Below are 21,671 nucleotides of genomic sequence, written 5' to 3' on the forward strand. Positions count from 1 at the left end.
TTAAAAGAAAATAGATTATGTCAGCACACGCAGATACTCACGAACACGACGATCACGGACATCATCATAAAGAGACTTTTGTTACTAAATATATATTTAGTCAAGATCATAAAATGATTGCTAAGCAGTACCTTATTACAGGTACTATTATGGGAGTTATTGGAGTTTTGATGTCAATAATGTTCCGTATGCAAATTGCATGGCCAGAGCAACCTAATGTATTGTTTGAAGCATTACTAGGTAAATGGGCTCCTGGAGGTGTTATGGATGCAGATATTTATTTAGCATTAGTGACCATACATGGTACTATCATGGTATTCTTTGTATTAACTGCAGGGTTAAGTGGTACGTTTAGTAACCTCCTTATTCCATTGCAAATTGGAGCACGTGATATGGCTTCAGGATTCTTAAACATGATTTCATACTGGTTATTTTTCCTTTCTAGTGTGGTTATGGTTATCTCATTATTTGTAGAAGCAGGACCTGCAGCGGCTGGATGGACAATTTATCCTCCTCTAAGTGCATTACCAATGGCTCAAGGTGGATCTGGTGCAGGGATGACTTTATGGCTAGTTTCAATGGCAATATTTATTGCTTCGTCTTTGTTAGGATCGTTAAACTATATTGTAACGGTTATCAATTTACGTACTAAAGGTATGTCTATGACAAGACTACCGTTAACAATTTGGGCATTCTTTGTAACTGCTATTATTGGTGTAGTATCGTTCCCTGTTTTATTATCAGCGGCTTTATTATTAATTATGGATAGAAGTTTTGGAACATCATTCTTCTTATCTGATATATTTATTCAAGGTGAAGTTTTACATTACCAAGGGGGTTCTCCGGTATTGTTTGAACACTTATTTTGGTTCTTGGGTCACCCAGAAGTATACATTGTATTATTACCAGCCTTAGGAATCACTTCCGAAATTATAGCAACAAACTCACGTAAGCCAATCTTTGGTTATCGCGCCATGGTTATGTCCATATTAGCCATTGCCTTTTTATCAACGATTGTTTGGGGTCACCATATGTTTATTTCAGGAATGAATCCATTCTTAGGTTCAGTATTTACATTTACAACCTTGTTAATTGCAATTCCTTCCGCAGTAAAAGCATTTAATTATATTACCACGCTCTGGAAAGGTAACCTTCAAATGAATCCAGCTATGCTATTCTCTATCGGTTTAGTATCAACGTTCATAACAGGTGGTCTTACTGGTATTATTTTAGGTGATAGTGCATTAGATATAAATGTGCATGATACGTATTTTGTTGTGGCACACTTCCACTTAGTAATGGGTATCTCAGCACTTTATGGAATGTTTGCAGGAATCTATCATTGGTTCCCTAAAATGTTTGGTAGAATGCTAAACAAAAATCTTGGATATTTACATTTCTGGGTAACTGCAATCTGTGCTTATGGGGTATTTTTTCCAATGCACTTTATAGGAATGGCAGGTTTACCAAGACGTTATTATACGAATTCTAATTTCCCATTATTTGATGATACTGCAAATGCGAATGTTGTGATTACAATGTTTGCTATAGTAGGTGGAGTCTTCCAGTTAGTATTCTTATGGAATTTCTTCTACTCTATTTTCTACGGAAAGAAAGCAGTACAGAATCCATGGAGATCAAATACATTAGAATGGACAGCGCCAGTAGAGCATATGCACGGAAACTGGCCAGGTGAGATTCCTCATGTACATCGTTGGGCTTATGATTATAGTAAACCAGGTCACGATGATGATTTCGTACCTCAAAATGTACCATTGTATGATGGCGAAGAAGAATTACAACATTAATTAAAGACCTTTTAAGTAAGGTATATTATAAATAAACAAAGACCTTTAGTGTACATACATTAAAGGTCTTTTTCATTATATTTGAGTATGCCTAGGTTTAAATTTTGTGTTTTTCTTTTTGTATTCTGTTTATCATGTCAAAACAAGATTAAGCATAGCGAAGACAACAGAATCATTTATGAATTAAAAGAAGAGTATTCGGAATATTTTATTAATTATTTCGAAACCGCATACAAGAATACGAATGACGAAAGGTATAATCTTAAAAAGCAATTTGTTGAGATTAATGGAATAAAACAAGACTTTACCATTCACTTTGACATTTGCGATGAGTATAACAAATATGAACGCTATGTGCGATTAACGAATAGATTTCTAAAACTTTCAGATGATTATCTTATTCCAATAGTTCCTGGCGAGGATGATGCGTTCTCAATAAAAGAAAATAAAACTGAAAGCAATGTCATAAAATCAAGAGTTGGTTCGAGCGCTATATCTTTTATTGTAATTGAAGGGAGTTCAATTCAAAAACTATCCATAATGTAATTTGTTATTATTAAATTTGATTTGATAATCCTTAAAAGGGATGTCCTTACTAGCAAGCTGTAAACATGAATGAAAACTTAGATCCAACAAACGATAATTTTTCTCCAGAAGAACTAGATGTAGAAAAAAAATTAAGACCCTTATCATTTGATGATTTTACAGGTCAAGATCAGGTTTTAGAAAATCTTCAAATTTTTGTTCAAGCAGCTAATGGTCGAGACGAAGCCCTAGATCATACTTTGTTTCATGGCCCTCCTGGTCTTGGTAAAACAACTTTAGCACATATCTTGGCAAGCGAACTTAATGTTGGTATCAAAGTAACCTCTGGCCCTGTTTTAGATAAACCAGGAGACCTCGCAGGCTTACTTACTAACCTTGATGATCGCGATGTCTTGTTTATTGATGAAATACATCGTTTAAGCCCAATTGTTGAAGAGTATTTATATTCTGCAATGGAAGATTATAAAATTGATATTATGATCGAGTCTGGACCAAATGCTAGGACGGTTCAGATCAATTTAAATCCGTTTACTCTCGTTGGAGCTACAACGCGATCGGGACTATTAACTTCTCCAATGCGAGCACGTTTCGGAATTCAAAGTAGACTTCAATATTATAACACAGAATTATTGACAACAATTGTTCAGCGTAGTGCTTCTATTTTAAATGTGCCTATCTCAATGGAAGCTGCAGTTGAAATTGCTGGACGAAGCAGAGGAACGCCAAGAATTGCAAATGCTTTATTAAGAAGAGTACGCGACTTTGCCCAAATAAAAGGAAATGGAAGTATCGATATTAAAATTGCAAAATTTGCTCTAGAGGCACTTAATGTAGATGCACATGGTTTAGATGAAATGGACAATAAAATTTTGGAAACAATTATCGATAAGTTTAAAGGAGGTCCTGTGGGGATTACAACCTTAGCAACCGCTGTAAGTGAGAGCGCCGAAACTATTGAAGAGGTATATGAGCCTTTTTTAATTCAACAAGGGTTTATTATGCGAACACCTCGAGGACGAGAAGTAACCGAGCTTGCGTATAAGCATCTGGGTAAGATTAAAGGGCCAATTCAAGGAGGGTTATTCTAAATACCTTATAGTGGAGTAGTAAAGCATATTTTTAAATCTGTAAATTATGAGTAAAAAAATAGGATTAAAAGAAGCCATGTCTATCGGAATAGGTGGTATGGTTGGCGGTGGAATTTTTGCCGTGCTTGGCCTTGCTGCTGCACTCGCTAAAGGAGGAACTCCTGTCTCATTTTTAATTGCTGGTTTAATTGCGCTAATTACATCATATAGCTATGTGAAATTATCCTTGAAATACCCAGACAGGGGAGGTACAGTTAAATTTGTAAACCAAGGTTTTGGTATTGGGTTATTTAGTGGAGGAATTAATAATTTACTTTGGTTTAGCTACATTATTATGTTGGCATTATATGCTTCGGCCTTTGGGTCTTATGCTCCAAACTTATTACAACTTACGGGAGACAAGGTCGTTGATTCACACATATATGCTACGGCCATTGTACTCATAGCTGCATTTATCAACTATTACAGTATTGTTGTTGTTGGAAAAATAGAGTCTTATGCTGTTGTCATAAAATTAATTATTTTACTGTCTTTTGTTGGCTTTGGACTCTACGGCTTATTTGGAAACCCACATTTAGAACAATTGTCTCCAGAACATTGGGAATCACCTTTTAAATTACTCACAGCCGGAATGGTAATTTTTGTCGCTTATGAAGGTTTTGAATTAATTGCAAATGCTGCACCAGATATAGAAAACCCTAAAAAGAACATACCAAGAGCATATTTTTGGTCTGTTATTTTTGTAATATTCTTGTATATAATTATTGCAGCAATAACCGTTGGATCTTTAGCGTTTAGTGAAATTGCTACAGCACAAGATTACGTCTTGGCCGAAGCGGCAAAACCTATGCTAGGTAAAGTAGGTTTTACGATTATTACAATTGCAGCATTGATTTCTACATTTTCGGCAATCAACGCATCATTATATGGTGGAAGTAAGGTTAATTACGAAATTGCAGAAGATGACGAATTACCAAAACAGTTTACGTGCCAACTTTGGAATCAACCAATTGGGTTATTAGTAACAACTATAGCTACAATAATTCTGGTAAATACCTTAAAACTTGAAAGTATTTCAACGGCTGGAAGCGTCGGGTTTCTGCTTATTTTCTCAATTGTGAATTTTACAGGATTTAAGTTATCAAAAGAAATAAATGGAAAAAAGAGCATTCCTATAATTGGTGCTGTCTTATGTTTTTTAGCTATGATAGCTTTATTAGTTCAGCACTATTCTGTAAGTAAAGTTGACGTTTTTATTGCTTTAGGAATAATCGCATTTAGTTTTTTAGTTGAATTTATTTATAAAAAGACAGAACGAAAGAAAGGATAGTGCATTATGGATGATATTAAAAATATTAATCAATTACTAGATAAATGGGGAGATTCGTTTGTAGGCTATTTACCTAAAGTTGCCTTGGCGATATTAATTGTTGTTGTTTTTTATTTTATCGCCAAAGGCTTTAAAATATTAGGATTGCGGTTTTATTCTAGAGTATTTAAAAAACAGTCGGATGTTGCGAAACTTATTTCTGTAATTATCTACTTTTTCTTTTTACTATCAGGGATGTTTATAGCACTCGAAGTCCTAGGTCTTGAAAGTGTTTTAACAAAATTATTGGCTGGTGCAGGTATTGTTGGTATTGTAGCAGGTTTTGCGTTTAAAGATATTGCGTCCAATGCATTTGCTGGGTTTTTACTTAACATGCAAAGACCATTTAAAAAAGGAGATTGGGTCGATATAGATGGCACTTTTGGTACGATAGAAGATATTGGTGGGATTACTACATCTATTAAAACCATTTCAGGTCAAGAAGTTTTTGTGCCTAATCAGCTCATTTATAATAATACATTTACAAACTACTCGACCTTTGGTAAGCGCCGAGTTATTTTTAAAAGTGGCGTCTCTTATGGTGATGATTTAGATTTAGTAAGGCGCGCTTCTTTGGAAGAAGTAGATAAGATTAATGCTGTTTTGAAAAATGAAGTGATCGATTTCTATTTCACTGAAATAGGAAGTTATTCTTATAATTTTGAGCTTCGTTTTTGGATTAAGTTTACCCATCAAAAAGATTATTTAAGCGCCATGAATGAGATTGTTATGAGAATTAAAAAACGTTTCGAAGAAGAAGACATCTCGTTGGCTTATGCTGTAACAACCCTCGACTTTGGAGTAAAAGGAGGGGTTAATATCTTTGATAAACCGATTCACTTTGAAGCTAATAAAAATAACGTCTAAATGATAAAGTTTCTAAAAGAGGTTTTTAATCATTTCTTTAATAGTAATACGTTTCAAAAAGGTGCGGCTTTAGCCTACTATGCCGTGTTTTCAATATTTCCAATAATCATAATTGTTGTATCAATAATGGGTATTGTATTTGGAAAGCAGGCTGTGTCTGGAGAAGTATTTACCCAACTCAAAGATACATTAGGGAGTACAGCAGCATTACAAATTCAAGATATAATAAAGCATCAACATATTAATAATAACTCTATTCTAACGAGTATTTTAGGTGTTGTAACCCTAGTTTTAAGTGCTTCAGGAATATTTAGTCAAATTCATAATGCGTTTAATAATATCTGGAATATTAAGGCTAAGCCTAAAAATAGTATTCTCAGATATTTCACGAAGCACATGTATTCGTTTATACTCTTAATGGTTTTGTTTTTTATTTTGATTGTAAGCACATTTGCCAATGCTTACTTAGTAGAATACATGTCGTTTTTAAGTAAAGAGTATAAGTTGTATATCTTCTATGAACATGTATCGTCGTTTCTAATTATTTCGATACTTTTTGCCATTATGTTTAAGTTTTTAGGTGATGCAAAAGTCCATTGGAAACCAGCCCTTATTAGTGGCGTTTTTACTGGACTTCTATTTGTCCTTGGGAAGTTGGGAATTACGGCATATCTAGGCAAAAGCCATTTGTCTTCTACATTTGGCTCGGCAAGTATATTGGCCTTAATTATGCTTTGGGTCTATTATACGTCACAAATTATTTTTTTAGGAGCCTCATTTTTAAAAATATTGAGTCAAAAGTTACATTTAGATATAAAACCTAACGCCAATGCAGTAGCTTTTGTTAGGCAAGAAATTGAAAACGAAAAATAGCGATTAATAATAAGCCAATTTTATTTTGGTCAATCTTTTATGATGTCAGATAAACGAGAAATACTAACAGTACCTTTAATACGATTCTTAAAGCATTCGTTTGATATTTTAAAAAACCCTCTACCATTTCATCATCATAACTTTGTCAGCTTAGGAGATGTATTTCGCTTAAAAATAGGACTTAATACAAGTGTTTATTTTTGTAGAGATGCAGGTCTTGCCGAGTACGTGCTTCAAAAGAATCAACGTAACTACGTTAAGTCTAAAATCCAAACTGAAGATTTAGTCAAATACGTTGGCAAAGGCCTATTAACCTCTGAAGGAGATCATTGGCGCAAGCAAAGAAAACTTATTCAACCTGCCTTTCATAAAAAGCAGTTAGAGAATTTATTACAGTCTATACACAGTGCCATTTTATTAGAATATAGGCGTATTGAAGCGAACAGTACGATTGATATATTTCCTATTTTAAATGATTTAGCTTTCCAAACGGTTGTCAAATCTCTATTTAGTAGCGCTGTGAGTCAAGAGGACATCAATCGCCTGCAGTACATTACGGAAACGGCTCAAAGAATGCTGGTAAAAGAATTAAGACAACCCTATTTAGGTTGGTGGTTTAAAACCAGTGGTGAAATTAAAAAGCACATTAATTTAACGCGCGAAGCTCGTGATATTTTGAAACGTATTGTTAATGAAAGACGTTTATCTGATACTAAAGAAAATGATCTGCTAGACATGCTTCTTGATGCTAAATATGAAGATGGAGCATCTATGAGTGAAGAGCAACTTATTGATGAGATTTTAATTTTATTTACGGCAGGACACGAAACGACATCTAACGCACTTACCTTCACATGTCAGCTTTTAGCATTGCATCCAGAATGGCAAGACAGGATTTTTAATGAACTTGTTGAAATACAAGAAGAATCCAGTGATTTAATGACTATCATTAGTAGGTCCAAACAATGCCAACAGGTTTTAGAGGAAGCCATGAGATTATATCCTCCTGCCTATTTTATTGATCGCGTAAACATTGCGAAAGACGAATACAACGGAATGCACTTTAAAGCGGGATCGAGTTTGCTGTTCTCGGTTTACGAAATACATCGTCATCCTAAATTATGGGAACAACCAAATGAGTTCTTGCCAGAAAGATTTGCCGAAGGAGGACGAAAATTCTCATCGCAATACTTCCCTTTTGGAGCAGGACCAAGAAAATGTATTGGTAACAATTTTGCCATGTTTGAAATGATTATGGCAATTTCAGAATTAGTAAAAACGTTTAAAATATACCCAGATTTTGACACTATAGATATAACACCATTAATTACGCTAAAACCTAAAAATGCTATTTTGCGTTTTGAAAAGCGAGCTTAATGACGTCTAATGCATCCACATATAGCCAATTTATAAAGGCAGAAGCTAAACGCTTAGGGTTTTTATCTTGCGGGATAAGTAAAGCAGGGTTTTTAGAAGCAGAAGCACCTCGTTTAGAGAAATGGCTTAAGTCTAACGCTCATGGTGAAATGCATTATATGGAAAACCACTTTGATAAACGTCTTGACCCTACGAAATTGGTAGAAGGATCAAAAAGTGTGGTCTCTTTATTGTTAAATTATTTTCCTTCGGAAACGCAAACCTCAGAAAGTTATAAGTTATCTAAGTACGCTTATGGAACCGATTATCATTTTGTAATTAAAGCGAAATTAAAAGAACTATTACAGTCTATCCAGGATGAAATAGGACAAGTTCATGGTCGGGCTTTTGTAGACTCGGCACCTGTGTTAGATAAGGCATGGGCGGCAAAATCGGGTTTGGGATGGATTGGAAAGCATAGTAATTTATTGACCCAACAAGTAGGGTCGTTCTATTTTATTGCGGAGCTGATAATTGACTTAGAATTAGAGTACGATTCTATTGTTTCAGATCATTGTGGTACATGTACCGCATGTATAGATGCATGTCCAACACAAGCCATCACAGAGCCATATGTAGTAGATGGGAGCAAATGTATTTCCTATTTCACGATCGAATTAAAGGATAATATACCTTCAGAATTTAAAGAACAATTTGATGATTGGATGTTTGGTTGCGATGTTTGTCAAGATGTTTGTCCGTGGAATCGTTTTTCAAAAGCACACGACGAACCATTGTTTAATCCTCATCCCGAATTATTAACAATGACTAAAAAAGATTGGGAAGAAATTACTAAGGACACGTTTAATAAAGTCTTCAAAAAATCTGCCGTAAAACGAACTAAATTTGATGGATTACAAAGGAATATTAGCTTTATAAGAAAGTAATTTGTTTGTTTAAATAGTGGTATCTTAAACATCTTAAAAAGGGAAAAATGCTAAAACAATTTTATGTCATTCTTATCTTGTTATTGGTTGGTTGCGGCAAAGAAAACACACAGGAACAACTTAAAGCTGATATTACTAAAATAAACAGGCTGCATAAGCTATCGGCCGAAGAAACTAGCGATTCTACACTTTTATACTTAAAAGAAGCAGAACAGATTATTAGTAATACTACTGAAATTCCAGACACAATTCATATTGAGAACAGCTTTTTAAAAGGGTATTATTATAAACGCATAAATACTATAGATTCGGCATCTTATTATTTTCACAGAACTATTGATTTGATTAAAGGTCCAAACACAAGAGACAGGAATTTAGTATACTTTAGGGTGGCATGGGAAACAGATGAAAATAGTAATAAAATGGCCAATGCTGTAAGCATAGCACATAAATTTATAGAAATTTCAGATGAAGATAAGCATGCAAAAGGCTTGACATATGCCTATAATTTTCTAGAGCGTATTAATTTTGATCTTGGCAATCACGAAAAATCATTGTTTTATAATGCCAAAACATTGGAAGCTGCTAAAAAATCTTCCGACACGTCAATGTTTGTTATAACTCTAAATTCTAGGGCAGAAAAACTGTATGGATTAGGCAAGAAAGAAGAGGCTTATAAACTTCAAGACAGTGCAGATCAATTTAAAAACGTTCCTAAAGATGTTAGGAGACAAGTATATCGAAATTACGGCGTACTGTATTTTTATGATAAAGACTACAAAAAGGCTATAGAAAAATATTTACCTGCCTTAGCACTTTCAAAAGAAATAGAAGGGAATAAAAATTATAACTTAATAGAGTCCTACAATAATATTTCTGAGGCATATATTAAACTTGGAGAATTTAATTTAGCTAAGGCTTATTTAGATTCTACGCAGCACATAATTCGCCCCGATTCATTTCAGGAGTATGTGAATTTCTATAAGGAATTAAGATTTTTGTTGAATTTTAAAACGAGTAAGAATATAGAAGAGATTAGTCTTGAGTATAATAAATTGGTCGATGATTATGAAAGACAACATGAAGAAAAAATAAATGAAGAACTTGTAGCGTTAAAATTAGCTAATGAAAAAGAACAGGAAGCATTAACGCAAAAGAAAGAGGCAGAGATTACTAACGTTAAACTAATGTCTTTGTTAGGGTTTTCTGTACTAGTATTAATTATAGGATACTTGTATTATAGACAGCGACGATTTAAATTTGAAAAACAAGATATGCAAATGCAACAGCGTTTGTTACGATCTCAAATGAGCCCTCATTTTATGTTTAATACCTTGTCTGCAATTCAAAATCAAATTAGAGATAATCAAAAAGATGCAACGGATTATCTAATTAAGTTTTCGAGGTTATTGAGGTTAATATTAGAAAATTCAATAAATAACTATGTCGAAGTAGATAGTGAATTAGAGTCACTTCGGAAATATATAGATTTACAACTGTTACGATTTCCTAACCAGTTTGAATACACAATTACGCTAGAGAATTTTGAGGAAGATGAAGGGGTTTGTATTCCTCCTATGTTGCTTCAACCTTTTGTTGAAAATAGTATAGAGCATGGCTTTTTAGGAATTGATTACAAAGGGCAAATAGATATTACATTGGCATTACAAGACAAATACATAGCTTGTACAATAGAGGATAACGGAATTGGGTTAAAAACATTAAACAAGGATTATCAAAAATCTGTTTCGACACAATTAATTTCAAAATTCGTTTATAAAGTAACAAAACAAAGCGTAATTACTTTAGATAAAAAAACAAAGGATTTATCCAATTCAGGGGTTATAGTTAAATTTTTAATTCCATATAAATTTTCAGAACATGATTAAAGCAATATTAGTAGATGATGAGGCTTATATTAGACAAAATGTTAGTAGCAAACTAGAGGCATACTTTAATAATGACATAGAAGTTGTAGGCGAGGCCGAAAGCGTAAAAGAAGCTGTGGCGTTAATTAAAGAAAAAAAACCTAATCTGCTTTTTTTGGATGTTCAGTTAAAAGACGGAACCAGTTTCGATATTCTTAACAAAATTGAAGATAAAAATTTTGATATCATATTTATAACTGGCTTTGATAATCATGCTATAAAAGCCATAAAGGTTGGTGCCCTAGACTATATTTTGAAACCTATAGATGATGAAGAATTTAAAGCAGCCGTACTTAAGGCGATTCAAAATGTTAAGGAAGAAAATGATATCGATAAATTAGTTGAAATATCTAGTGAATATTTTCTTGGCGTTAAGAAAAAAAGAATCATTTTAAAAACGATGGAAAACGTTTATGCGGTCTATGAAGACGATATTTTATACTGCAAATCTGAAGGAAATTATACAACATTTTACACCAAACAATCTGAACGAATATTAGTATCTAAGTCGATAAAAAAGGTAGTAGAATTATTATCTGAAGACGTTTTTATTAGATGTCATCAATCGTATTTGGTTAATAAAAAACATGTTGTTAGGTACAATAAACAAGGTGTGTTGGTCATCATAAATGAAGTTAAAGTACCTGTTTCAAGCAGAAGAAAAGACTATGTTATAGAGAAGATATTTTGATTTACGAATTTGAAATTTAAACCAACGCATTTGAATTTATGACGCACGAATATGAAACCCCCAATTTTAAAAACGATTATTCATTAAATTGGGTAAAAAAATCAGTTGTCTTATGAAAAATTTCCATAAACTAGCTTTTGTATTGCTAGTAATAATCAATGCTCAGTCTTGTGAAAAAGAAAATGTAAGTGACGAAACGAACGGTCAAAACATACAAGAGACAGAAATGTATGCTAGAGGCAAAGCACAATCTCAGGCTCAAATTAGCGCTGCCGAAGCACTAGAAAACAATATGCAATGGGTTGCCTTTATGACTGCTCAAATATTAATTAAGGAAGTCGATGGTGCAAATCAATTTGTGAATCTATATAATTCAGGTATGCTTAACAATGACCACGCAATTGTTAAGTTATCAGATTTATTAAACATTCAGCAAACAAACCAATCGTTTCGGGATGCCTTTGAACATGAGTTCAATATTTTTAATGGTTATGCGCATAATCCATGTGAGAATCAAGGAAAACCAAAATTGCGGCCAACGCCTCCGCCTTGCGATCCAATGCCATGCGCTTTGCCAAATCAAACATTTGATGCTTACGTAGATTATCTAATAGAGGAGCATTGCTTAGAGATATATGTAACGGCAGGTCTCGACTTATCTCAAAATATTTTGTCTTCTGCTCATCCAATGAATACGACGCATATGAATATAGGATTTGAGCATTTTGATTCTAATGAATGTAATGTCAATCAAATTTCAATACATGGTAGTGCGATAGGTAATATTTATGACAATTTAATTGTTGTAAGACCTTATAGAGCGGCAGATGAATGTGATTATGATGAATTTTCTGAAATTGTAGACTTTACACTGTTTCCTATATAATTTTAAAATACCTCTTGATACAAACCTCTTAATTTAAGAGGTTTTTTTAGTTCATATTGGCGTTGTATTACGAATATGAAATAATTACTAGCGCTTTTGAATTAGCTATAGTAAACTAATTTTTTTTTGATGAATTTCAGCATAACAAATGAAAAACCGCTCGTATTGTTATGCAAAATCACTTATATGAAATTCTGAAAAAACTCCTTGTAAACAATAATATTAAAATCAATAATGAGGAGCTAAAACTGCAATTGTCAAGTCATCCGTCTTATCCGAGTTTACATGCACTCACAGGCGTTTTAGATCATTTTAATATACCAAATTTAGCATTACAGCTAGCTGTCAACAATGACATATTCGAACAACTGCCAATAAGTTTTATTGCTAATGTTTCTATAGACAAAGGAGATCACCTAGCTTTAATCGAGAAGAAGAAAAATAGGATTAAAATTTTAACTGACACCAATAAAAATAGATTCGTTACAAAAGAAGAATTTTTGGAGCAATGGAATGGAATAATAGTAGCTATCGAGAAAGATGAAACTGTAAAGGAAGCTATTAACAATCCAATAACAAAAGTCACTAAACAGATATTGATAGTTTTAGGAATTCTTTTCACAGGATATTTAATGTATTCATACAATATCCTTTTTGCTCAAGTGCATTTTCTTTTAAGTGGTCTTGGTCTTATGGTAAGTGTATTTGTGTTAAAACACGAGTTAGGCACGCAATCAAGTACAGCAAACAGTTTTTGCAACTTATCTCAAAAAACAAGTTGTGACGCCGTATTAAATTCGAAAGGAGCTACTATTTTGGGTGCAATCAAATTAAATGACATTAGCATCGTGGTGTTTTCGTGTTATAGTTTATGTTGGTTTTTACTATTTGTTAGTAAAAACCCTAATTTCTCAATAATGTCAATAGTTACGCTATTGGCATTTCCTTTTGTATTATACTCGATATACTATCAATATAACGTTGTTAAGAAATGGTGCCCGTTGTGTCTTGTAATTGCATCTGTATTCATGTTTCAAATAGGGGCGTTATTTTTTACCAAAGCCTATGTAGAGTTAATAGCATTTGACGTCCAGAGTACATTGTTGTTTTTTATAGCATTAATTACAGTAATTGGCTTTTGGAGCTTTTTCAAACCTTTATTAAAGAAAAAGACATCTTTAGAGAAAACAGAAATCGAGCATCATAAATTCAAGCGTAATTTTTCTTTATTTAATGTACTTCTTAATGAAGGAGATACTTTGGGAAATTTTACGCCAATAGAAGGAGAGCTGTCCTTTGGAAACCCAAAGGCCTCAATACATTTAGTATTAGTTACAAGCCCATTATGTTATTACTGTAAAAAAGCTCATAACGATATTGAACAGTTAATACATAAAGTTGGAAATAAAATAAATCTAACAATACGGTTTAATTCAGATGTCACTAATCAAAACAGTCAACTATATAAGATTGCGTCAAGACTCCTTGAAGTGTATAATTCAGAAGGAGAAACAGAAACTTTAAAGGTTTTGGCAGACGTCTATAGTGATGATGTTAACCTTGAAAATTGGTTATGGAATCAACCTCAAAACGTGTCGACAGATTATGATTCTATTTTAGAAAAACAAAGTAATTGGTGTGAAGCTAATGCTGTCAATTTTACTCCTGCTTTATATATAAATAACAAGCTATTCCCTTATGAGTACGACAGATTAGACCTTGTCTATTTTATAGATGATTTAATACAATTTCAAAACGCATCTTCAATACTATCAAATACTAAGGCAATAGCGTCTTAAAAATATTCTCTCGCGAAGAATAGACTCAAGCAGTGAGTGTCTTTAAATGTTTACTGTAATTATAATCTTTAAAATTTTAATTATGAAAAAATTATTAAATCTTGAAGGAGCTCATCAATTAGATAAAAATGAGCAATTGCAAATTAAGGGTGGTTACGATTACATTCCTTGTTCAGGAACGACTTGTAGCGGCTGTCCAACAGAACGGTTCTGTAATGGAAACCATTGTGTGCCATGTAAGTATGACACCAAGAACAGACCTTGTTGTAATCCTTAATTAGAGCAAGCCATTATCCTCAAATAGAATTAATTTTTATTTGGGGATAATGTGTTAACTCATGAAGTAGACATAATCAGTGAGTGTCTTTAAATGTTTCACTATAATTCTTAAATATTTAATTATGAAAAATTTATTAAACATAGATGGTGCTCAAAAATTGAGCAAAACAGAACAAGAATCAATAAACGGTGGAGGATTTGATATTATTTACCAAAGATGTGGTCCATTTGGAGAATGTCCAGGAGACTACTTTTGCAAAAATGGACTTTGTGTAGATTATCATATCTTATAAGATTCATCATTGGTCAGGATTATTGTTAAGTAATCCTGGCCTTTTTTTAGTCTTTATTATTCGCTTTTAATTGAATTATAAATCTAGTACCAATAGAATAAATTTGAAAAAGTTCCCAACATATAGACAAACAGAAGCTAAAGATTGTGGTCCAACATGTATTAAAATAATTGCTAAACATTATGGTAAAACAATCAATACACAACAATTAAGACAGCTAAGTGAAACTACCAGAGAAGGAAGTAGTTTGTTAGGCTTAAGTGAAGCTGCCGAATCTATTGGTTTTCGTTCATTGGGAGTTAAATTGTCATTTAATAAATTAAAGGAAGCACCACTACCTTGTATTGTGCATTGGAATAAAAAACATTATGTTGTTATATATCGAGTAAAAAAAGACAAAATTCATATCTCCGATCCGGCTCAAGGCTTACTAACCTACACAAAAAAAGAGTTTATTAAATTTTGGATTGGTAACAATGCCAACGATATAACAGAAGAAGGCATAGCCTTAATGCTTGATCCAACACCTCAGTTTTATAAATCTGAATTTGATGATGATGAAAAATTTGGCTTTAACTTCATTTTTAAGTACCTCTTTCGGTACAAAAAGTTCATTATTCAATTAATTATTGGGCTATTGGCTGGGAGCTTATTACAATTAATTCTTCCGTTTTTAACCCAAAGTATTGTAGATATAGGCATTAATAATCGAGATTTAAATTTCATTTATCTCATACTTTTTGCCCAAATAGCACTCTTTATTGGTAAAGCTAGTTTAGAAATTATAAGAAGTTGGATTCTACTTCATCTAAGTACACGTATTAATATTTCATTGATTTCAGACTTTTTTATCAAGCTTATGAAGTTACCTATTTCATATTTTGATGTACGAATGACTGGAGATTTGCTACAAAGAATAAATGATCACAAACGTATTGAACGTATACTTACCACCTCCTCTTTAACCATGCTTTTTTCATTTTTTAATCTCATAATATTTGGTCTTGTTTTAGGCTATTACAGCCTTCAAATATTTGCTGTATTTATTATCGGAAGTGTGTTTTACTTCGGATGGGTTTTGTTCTTTTTTAAAAAGAGAGCGGTTTTAGATTATAAGAGATTTTCAGAAATAAGTGATGAGCAAAGTAAAGTGATTGAGTTAATTGGCGGAATGCAAGAAATTAAATTGCATAACGCCGAAAGACGTATGCGATGGAATTGGGAATATGTCCAAGCCCGTTTATTTAAAATCGCTTCAAAGAGTTTAGCCCTAGAACAAACACAGAGTGTGGGCTCAAACTTTATCAATGAAATTAAAAACATGTCTATTACTGTACTGTCTGCAAAACTAGTTATCGATGGAGATATTACCTTAGGTATGATGTTAGCAATTAGTTATATCGTAGGTCAGTTAAATGGGCCTATTGCTCAACTCATTGATTTCATGAGAGATATTCAGGATGCAAAAATATCTATTGATCGATTAGGAGAAATACACAATATGGAAGAAGAGGAAAACGATGAAGAAAAGATAAATTCAATTCCTGTAAATGCAACTATAACATTACATGAAATTTCATTTAGATACACAGGAGCCTTAGAACCTGTACTAAAAAATTTATCGCTTACAATACCTGCTAATAAAACAACAGCTATTGTTGGGGTAAGTGGTTCTGGAAAAACAACACTTATGAAAATGTTGTTGCGTTTTTACCAACCAGATCAAGGAGAAATCAACGTTGATAAATTTAACTTAAATACAGTATCTCAACAAACTTGGAGAGCGCATTGTGGCGTAGTAATGCAAGAAGGCTATGTGTTTAATGATACGATTGCTAATAACATTGCTGTAGGGCAAGATCATATTGATAAAGACAAGTTAGCACACGCTATTGATGTTGCTAACATCTCAGATTATATAGACAGCTTGCCTTTAGGTTACAATACTAAAATTGGAGCAGAAGGATCTGGTCTTAGCACAGGACAAAAACAACGGTTGTTTATTGCTCGGGCGGTTTATAAAGACCCAAAGTTCTTGTTTTTTGATGAAGCCACTTCGGCCTTAGACGCTAATAATGAAAAAGTAATCATGAAAAAATTAGACACATTTTTTAAAGATAAAACGGCTGTGGTTATTGCGCATAGATTGAGTACTGTGAAAAATGCACATCAAATTGTCGTACTGAATAATGGTAACATTTCAGAAATAGGAACCCATAAAGAATTAATCGCCTTAAAAGGAGGGTATTACAATTTGGTGAAAAACCAATTAGAACTAGGGCAGTAAAGATATTTTAGCGAGAGATAGACATAAACTGTAAATGTCTTAAAATGGTTACAGACAATTAATATTAAAATTTTTTAATTATGAAAAATCTTTTAAAACTGGGAACAGTTATAACAAAAATAGAGCAAATGCAAATTCATGGAGGCGGGTTAGGTTTCTGCTGTGAATGGTGCTCTGACGGATCATGTAATGGATGGGTTGGAGACCCAAGAACACCATGCCCATTTGCTGCATCATGTAGCTAAATTATAACAAACATAAGGGCATTTGCATTAATGCTCTTATGTTTTAAATCATATACGTATGCCAGACAATAATATAGAACTTCGCAGCGAACAAGTTCAAGACATTCTAGATGCCATACCTAATTGGATGATTCTTTGGGGAAACACATTAATCATGTTACTTATAATTATGCTTTTGTGTATATCTTGGTTCGTGAAATACCCTGATATCATAAATGCAAATGCAGTAGTTACCACAGAAATCCCATCTCAAAAAATATATGGAAAGGTAACAGGAAAACTAAATGCATTATTGGTTTCTGATAATCAAGAGGTTGGAAAATCTCAACCTTTAGCTATTATAGAAAACTCGGCAAATTATCAAGACGTATTCATGCTTAAAGAAGTTTTAGATACAATAACTATCAATAAAAAAACGGTCAACTTTCCTATTGATAGCATGCCAATATTGTTTTTAGGTGACATTGATACCCAATATGCACTATTTGAAAATAGTTATATTCAATATAAACTGAATAAGGAGTTACAGCCGTTTTCAAATGAAGCACTTGCCAATCAATATTCGATTTCAGAATTAAACCAAAGATTTCAAAGTTTAAATGCTCAAAAACGCATTAATAAAAAGGAACTTGAATTTAAAAATAAAGAGTTACAACGTCATAAGTCGTTGTTTGATAAAGGTGTTATTTCTGCACAAAGCTATGAAAGTAAGCAGCTTGAGTATGCGCAAACAGAACGAAACTATAAAAATTTTGAAACTTCAATTTCTCAAATAAAAGAGAGAATTAGTAATGCTCACAAAACATCTAAAGGTTCCAAAATTAATCAGATTAAGGAAGAAATGGGACTGCTAAAAAACGTCATTCAATCATTTAATCAGTTAAAAAATGCAATTAAAGCCTGGGAGCAAATGTATGTACTTCAATCTGCCATTAATGGACAAGTATCATTTTTAAATTATTATAATACAAACCAAACAGTGAATCAAGGTGATTTGGTGTTTACAATTATCCCCAATGAAAGTTCAACATTCATAGCTAAATTAAAAACACCTGCTCAAAATTCGGGTAAGATAAAAATAGATCAAACAGTAAACGTCAAAGTGGATAACTTTCCAAAATCGGAGTTTGGAGTTTTAAATGGTAAGGTCATGTACATTTCGGCAATTCCTGATAAAGATGGATTGTATCTAGTCAATGTAAAATTGCCTAAAGAACTTGTAACATCTTACAATAAAAAAATAGAATTTAAACAAGAGATGTTGGGTTCTGCTGAAATTATAACAGAAGACCTGCGTTTAATTGAACGGTTCTTTTATCAACTAAGAGAAGTTTTAGGTAGTTAGTGCACGAAAGTGTCTTTATATCTCTCTTGCTTTTATATTTCATTTCTCATAAAACACTTACATTTGTAATTCGGTTTGTCCGAAGCGATAATTATTGATTAATTCACATAACATATATGAGCAAGCAAAGTAAACGTAGAGAAGCCTTAGTTTATCATGCAAAACCAACCCCTGGAAAGATTCAGGTTGTTCCAACCAAAAAATACGCCACCCAAAGAGATTTATCTTTGGCTTATTCTCCAGGAGTTGCAGAGCCTTGTCTAGAAATAGAAAAAGATAAAAATAATGCCTATAAATATACTGCCAAAGGAAATTTGGTTGCCGTAATTTCTAACGGAACTGCAGTTTTAGGCTTAGGGAATATTGGTCCGGAAGCATCTAAACCCGTTATGGAAGGTAAAGGTTTACTCTTTAAAATCTTTGCAGATATTGATGTGTTTGACATCGAAGTTGACACTGAAAATATTGACGAATTCGTAGAAACGGTAAAACATATTGCACCAACATTTGGGGGAATTAACCTTGAGGACATTAAAGCACCAGAAGCCTTTGAAATAGAACGTAGGTTAAAAGAAGAACTGGATATTCCAGTAATGCATGACGATCAACATGGAACAGCTATTATTTCTGCGGCAGCTTTACTAAACGCTTTAGAATTAGCGGAAAAAAGTATTCAAGATGTGAAAATTGTTATAAGTGGCGCTGGAGCGGCTGCTATTTCGTGTTCTAGATTATATCAAGCCTGTGGAGCAAAGCGCGAAAACATGGTGATGTTAGATAGTAAAGGCGTGATTAGAGATGATCGAGAAAACCTTACAAAGGAAAAAGCCGAATTTGCTACACATCGGAAAATAGATACACTAGACGAGGCCATGAAAGATGCCGATGTTTTTATAGGCTTATCAAAAGCTGATATAGTATCGCAAGACATGTTGAAAATGATGGCTCAAAACCCTGTGGTTTTTGCCATGGCTAATCCAGATCCCGAAATAAAGTATCAATTAGCAATAGATACTCGCGACGACATTATTATGGCTACAGGTAGAAGTGATCATCCAAATCAAGTAAATAATGTACTTGGGTTTCCTTTTATTTTTAGAGGCGCATTAGATGTGCGTGCTACCAAAATTAATGAAGCAATGAAAATGGCAGCAGTATATGCCTTAGCTAAACTGGCTAAAGAACCTGTGCCAGAACAAGTAAATATTGCCTACGGTGAAACCCGTTTAACTTTTGGAAAAGATTATATCATTCCTAAGCCTTTCGACCCAAGATTAATTGCTGAAGTACCGCCTGCCGTTGCAAAAGCAGCGATGGAAAGCGGAGTGGCCCAAGAGCCAATTGAAGATTGGGAAAAATATAAGGATGAACTTTTAGAACGATTAGGTTCAGATAATAAAATTGTTAGGCTCCTATTAAATAGAGCAAAACTAAACCCTAAGCGTGTTGTTTTTGCCGAAGCAGATCAGTTAGATGTATTGAAAGCGGCTCAAATTGTTTATGATGAAGGTATTGCCATACCAATATTATTGGGAAGAAGGGATAAGATTCTTATGCTCATGGAAGAGATTGAATTTGAAGGCGATTTAGAGATTATTGATCCAAAATCTGATGAAGAAGAAGCACGCAAAAATGAATATGCTAAAGTATATTGGGAGCAACGTAAACGTAAAGGTGTGACCTTGTTTTCTGCTGAAAAATTAATGCGTGAGCGTAATTATTTTGCAGCAATGATGGTTAACGAAGGTGATGCCGATGCTTTAATATCAGGTTACTCTAGAAGTTATCCATCTGTTGTAAAGCCTATGTTAGAGCTTATTGGTTTGGCATCTGGATCTACCAGAATAGCAACTACTAACGTGATGATGACTCAACGTGGCCCGATGTTTTTAAGTGATACATCCATTAACATCAACCCATCAGCGAATGACCTTACAAGAATTGCTCAAATGACAGCTGGTGTTGTTAAAATGTTTGGTATGGAGCCCGTAATGGCAATGATTTCATATTCAAACTTTGGTTCTTCTAAAAACCAAACAGCTACTAAGGTTAGGGAAGCCGTAGAATATCTGCATAAGAGGCATCCAAACTTGGTTGTAGATGGTGAATTACAAACTGATTTTGCACTTAATAAAGAAATGCTTCAAGATATATTTCCGTTTTCAAAGCTAGCTGGGAAAAAAGTAAATACACTTATTTTTCCAAATTTAGAGTCGGCAAATATTACCTATAAATTACTTAAAGAACTCAATAAAGCAGACTCTATCGGTCCAATTATGATGGGCATGAAAAAACCAGCCCATATCCTACAATTGGATGCTAGTGTAGACGAAATAGTCAATATGACTGCTATTGCTGTTATTGATGCACAACAAAAAAGTAAAAAAAGAAGCTAATAATCATAGCGTTTTAGCCAAATAATCACCTTTGAAATGTAAATAATTTTATTACATTTGAGTTTTTAACGAAAGCGAGTAAATGATAACACACATTCAAGGTAAATTGGTGGAGAAAAATCCAACAGATGTCGTTATAGATTGCAATGGTGTTGGTTACCTTTTAAATATATCATTACACACGTTTTCTCAAATTCCAGATAGGGAAGCGCTTAAACTATATGCACATTTAATTGTTAGAGAAGATTCTCATACGTTATATGGTTTTTCTTCTGTTGCAGAGCGCGAAATTTTCAAGCTTTTAATTTCGGTAAGCGGTATTGGAGCCAACACAGCTAGAACTATGTTGTCGTCATTATCCCCGCAACAGGTAAAAGAAGGTATTGCTCATGGTGACGTGGCCCTAATACAATCTATTAAAGGTATAGGTGCCAAGACAGCAGCCCGTGTAATACTAGATTTAAAGGATAAAGTGCTAAAAGTTTACGATATTGACGAAGTTTCTGTTAATAAAAACAATACCAACAAAGATGAAGCGTTATCAGCTTTAGAAGTTTTAGGATTTGCTAAAAAGCAGTCCGAACGTGTCGTGGATAAAATTGTGTCTCTTCAACCAGATGCAAGTGTTGAAACTATTATTAAAGAAGCTTTAAAAAATTTATAAAATT

The 21,671-nt window shown here is 33.4% G+C and carries 19 protein-coding genes; all 19 read left to right on the forward strand.

Features of this window, described 5'->3' with window-relative positions; all coding sequences use genetic code 11:
* Positions 1-17: 17 nt before the first annotated feature.
* The 19 genes from Q0787_RS17885 to ruvA all read left to right on the forward strand — a co-directional run bounded on the left by Q0787_RS17885 (position 18) and on the right by ruvA (position 21,667).
* On the forward strand, positions 18-1,808 hold the full coding sequence (locus Q0787_RS17885) for a cbb3-type cytochrome c oxidase subunit I (RefSeq protein WP_298904440.1): 1,791 nt from the start codon (positions 18-20) through the stop codon (positions 1,806-1,808).
* A gap of 87 nt (positions 1,809-1,895) precedes the next feature.
* The gene (locus tag Q0787_RS17890) at positions 1,896-2,354 is read left to right on the forward strand and encodes a hypothetical protein (protein WP_298904441.1); all 459 of its coding nucleotides are present in this window, start codon (positions 1,896-1,898) and stop codon (positions 2,352-2,354) included.
* A gap of 65 nt (positions 2,355-2,419) precedes the next feature.
* Entirely contained in the window at positions 2,420-3,442 is a 1,023-nt protein-coding gene (gene ruvB / locus Q0787_RS17895; RefSeq protein WP_298904443.1) for a Holliday junction branch migration DNA helicase RuvB, read from the forward strand.
* A gap of 46 nt (positions 3,443-3,488) precedes the next feature.
* A complete protein-coding gene (locus Q0787_RS17900; RefSeq protein WP_298904445.1) occupies positions 3,489-4,772 on the forward strand; it encodes an APC family permease in 1,284 nt (427 codons plus the stop codon).
* A gap of 6 nt (positions 4,773-4,778) precedes the next feature.
* A complete protein-coding gene (locus tag Q0787_RS17905; protein WP_298904447.1) occupies positions 4,779-5,678 on the forward strand; it encodes a mechanosensitive ion channel family protein in 900 nt (299 codons plus the stop codon).
* Positions 5,679-6,551 (forward strand): YihY/virulence factor BrkB family protein, encoded by an 873-nt coding sequence (locus Q0787_RS17910; protein WP_298904449.1) that lies wholly within the window; start codon positions 5,679-5,681, stop codon positions 6,549-6,551.
* 42 nt (positions 6,552-6,593) lie between these two features.
* The gene (locus tag Q0787_RS17915) at positions 6,594-7,928 is read left to right on the forward strand and encodes a cytochrome P450 (RefSeq protein WP_298904511.1); all 1,335 of its coding nucleotides are present in this window, start codon (positions 6,594-6,596) and stop codon (positions 7,926-7,928) included.
* Entirely contained in the window at positions 7,928-8,854 is a 927-nt protein-coding gene (gene queG, locus Q0787_RS17920; RefSeq protein ID WP_298904451.1) for a tRNA epoxyqueuosine(34) reductase QueG, read from the forward strand. The genes Q0787_RS17915 and queG overlap by 1 nt, the downstream gene beginning before the upstream one ends.
* A 47-nt stretch (positions 8,855-8,901) precedes the next feature.
* Positions 8,902-10,743 (forward strand): histidine kinase, encoded by a 1,842-nt coding sequence (locus tag Q0787_RS17925; RefSeq protein ID WP_298904452.1) that lies wholly within the window; start codon positions 8,902-8,904, stop codon positions 10,741-10,743.
* Positions 10,736-11,473 (forward strand): LytTR family DNA-binding domain-containing protein, encoded by a 738-nt coding sequence (locus Q0787_RS17930; protein WP_298904455.1) that lies wholly within the window; start codon positions 10,736-10,738, stop codon positions 11,471-11,473. The genes Q0787_RS17925 and Q0787_RS17930 overlap by 8 nt, the downstream gene beginning before the upstream one ends.
* A gap of 112 nt (positions 11,474-11,585) precedes the next feature.
* Entirely contained in the window at positions 11,586-12,359 is a 774-nt protein-coding gene (locus Q0787_RS17935; RefSeq protein ID WP_298904457.1) for a hypothetical protein, read from the forward strand.
* Positions 12,360-12,529: 170 nt separating this feature from the next.
* Entirely contained in the window at positions 12,530-14,158 is a 1,629-nt protein-coding gene (locus Q0787_RS17940; protein WP_298904458.1) for a vitamin K epoxide reductase family protein, read from the forward strand.
* 82 nt (positions 14,159-14,240) lie between these two features.
* Positions 14,241-14,435: a hypothetical protein gene (locus tag Q0787_RS17945; RefSeq protein WP_298904459.1), complete on the forward strand. Its 195-nt coding sequence runs from the start codon at positions 14,241-14,243 to the stop codon at positions 14,433-14,435.
* A 124-nt stretch (positions 14,436-14,559) separates the two neighbouring features.
* Positions 14,560-14,730, forward strand: a complete 171-nt coding sequence (locus Q0787_RS17950; protein WP_298904460.1) for a hypothetical protein — start codon at positions 14,560-14,562, stop codon at positions 14,728-14,730.
* A gap of 103 nt (positions 14,731-14,833) precedes the next feature.
* Entirely contained in the window at positions 14,834-17,017 is a 2,184-nt protein-coding gene (locus Q0787_RS17955; protein ID WP_298904461.1) for a peptidase domain-containing ABC transporter, read from the forward strand.
* An 80-nt stretch (positions 17,018-17,097) separates the two neighbouring features.
* Positions 17,098-17,262: a hypothetical protein gene (locus Q0787_RS17960; protein WP_298904462.1), complete on the forward strand. Its 165-nt coding sequence runs from the start codon at positions 17,098-17,100 to the stop codon at positions 17,260-17,262.
* 58 nt (positions 17,263-17,320) lie between these two features.
* A complete protein-coding gene (locus tag Q0787_RS17965; RefSeq protein WP_298904463.1) occupies positions 17,321-18,607 on the forward strand; it encodes an HlyD family efflux transporter periplasmic adaptor subunit in 1,287 nt (428 codons plus the stop codon).
* A 116-nt stretch (positions 18,608-18,723) separates the two neighbouring features.
* Positions 18,724-21,003, forward strand: coding sequence for an NADP-dependent malic enzyme (locus tag Q0787_RS17970; protein ID WP_298904464.1), 2,280 nt, complete (start codon positions 18,724-18,726; stop codon positions 21,001-21,003).
* Positions 21,004-21,085: 82 nt separating this feature from the next.
* Entirely contained in the window at positions 21,086-21,667 is a 582-nt protein-coding gene (gene ruvA, locus Q0787_RS17975; RefSeq protein ID WP_298904465.1) for a Holliday junction branch migration protein RuvA, read from the forward strand.
* The last annotated feature ends 4 nt before the right edge of the window (positions 21,668-21,671 follow it).

The organism is uncultured Psychroserpens sp. (genome assembly GCF_947492715.1).
In the GTDB taxonomy this organism is placed as follows: Bacteria; Bacteroidota; Bacteroidia; order Flavobacteriales; family Flavobacteriaceae; genus Psychroserpens.

Excerpts from the sequence above, each read along its gene's own strand:
- Q0787_RS17885 (WP_298904440.1), top strand. The coding sequence starts at position 18 with ATGTCAGCACACGCAGATACTCACGAACACGACGATCACGGACATCAT.
- Q0787_RS17890 (WP_298904441.1), top strand. The coding sequence starts at position 1,896 with ATGCCTAGGTTTAAATTTTGTGTTTTTCTTTTTGTATTCTGTTTATCA.
- ruvB (WP_298904443.1), top strand. The coding sequence starts at position 2,420 with ATGAATGAAAACTTAGATCCAACAAACGATAATTTTTCTCCAGAAGAA.
- Q0787_RS17900 (WP_298904445.1), top strand. The coding sequence starts at position 3,489 with ATGAGTAAAAAAATAGGATTAAAAGAAGCCATGTCTATCGGAATAGGT.
- Q0787_RS17905 (WP_298904447.1), top strand. The coding sequence starts at position 4,779 with ATGGATGATATTAAAAATATTAATCAATTACTAGATAAATGGGGAGAT.
- Q0787_RS17910 (WP_298904449.1), top strand. The coding sequence starts at position 5,679 with ATGATAAAGTTTCTAAAAGAGGTTTTTAATCATTTCTTTAATAGTAAT.
- Q0787_RS17915 (WP_298904511.1), top strand. The coding sequence starts at position 6,594 with ATGTCAGATAAACGAGAAATACTAACAGTACCTTTAATACGATTCTTA.
- queG (WP_298904451.1), top strand. The coding sequence starts at position 7,928 with ATGACGTCTAATGCATCCACATATAGCCAATTTATAAAGGCAGAAGCT.
- Q0787_RS17925 (WP_298904452.1), top strand. The coding sequence starts at position 8,902 with ATGCTAAAACAATTTTATGTCATTCTTATCTTGTTATTGGTTGGTTGC.
- Q0787_RS17930 (WP_298904455.1), top strand. The coding sequence starts at position 10,736 with ATGATTAAAGCAATATTAGTAGATGATGAGGCTTATATTAGACAAAAT.
- Q0787_RS17935 (WP_298904457.1), top strand. The coding sequence starts at position 11,586 with ATGAAAAATTTCCATAAACTAGCTTTTGTATTGCTAGTAATAATCAAT.
- Q0787_RS17940 (WP_298904458.1), top strand. The coding sequence starts at position 12,530 with ATGCAAAATCACTTATATGAAATTCTGAAAAAACTCCTTGTAAACAAT.
- Q0787_RS17945 (WP_298904459.1), top strand. The coding sequence starts at position 14,241 with ATGAAAAAATTATTAAATCTTGAAGGAGCTCATCAATTAGATAAAAAT.
- Q0787_RS17950 (WP_298904460.1), top strand. The coding sequence starts at position 14,560 with ATGAAAAATTTATTAAACATAGATGGTGCTCAAAAATTGAGCAAAACA.
- Q0787_RS17960 (WP_298904462.1), top strand. The coding sequence starts at position 17,098 with ATGAAAAATCTTTTAAAACTGGGAACAGTTATAACAAAAATAGAGCAA.
- Q0787_RS17965 (WP_298904463.1), top strand. The coding sequence starts at position 17,321 with ATGCCAGACAATAATATAGAACTTCGCAGCGAACAAGTTCAAGACATT.
- Q0787_RS17970 (WP_298904464.1), top strand. The coding sequence starts at position 18,724 with ATGAGCAAGCAAAGTAAACGTAGAGAAGCCTTAGTTTATCATGCAAAA.
- ruvA (WP_298904465.1), top strand. The coding sequence starts at position 21,086 with ATGATAACACACATTCAAGGTAAATTGGTGGAGAAAAATCCAACAGAT.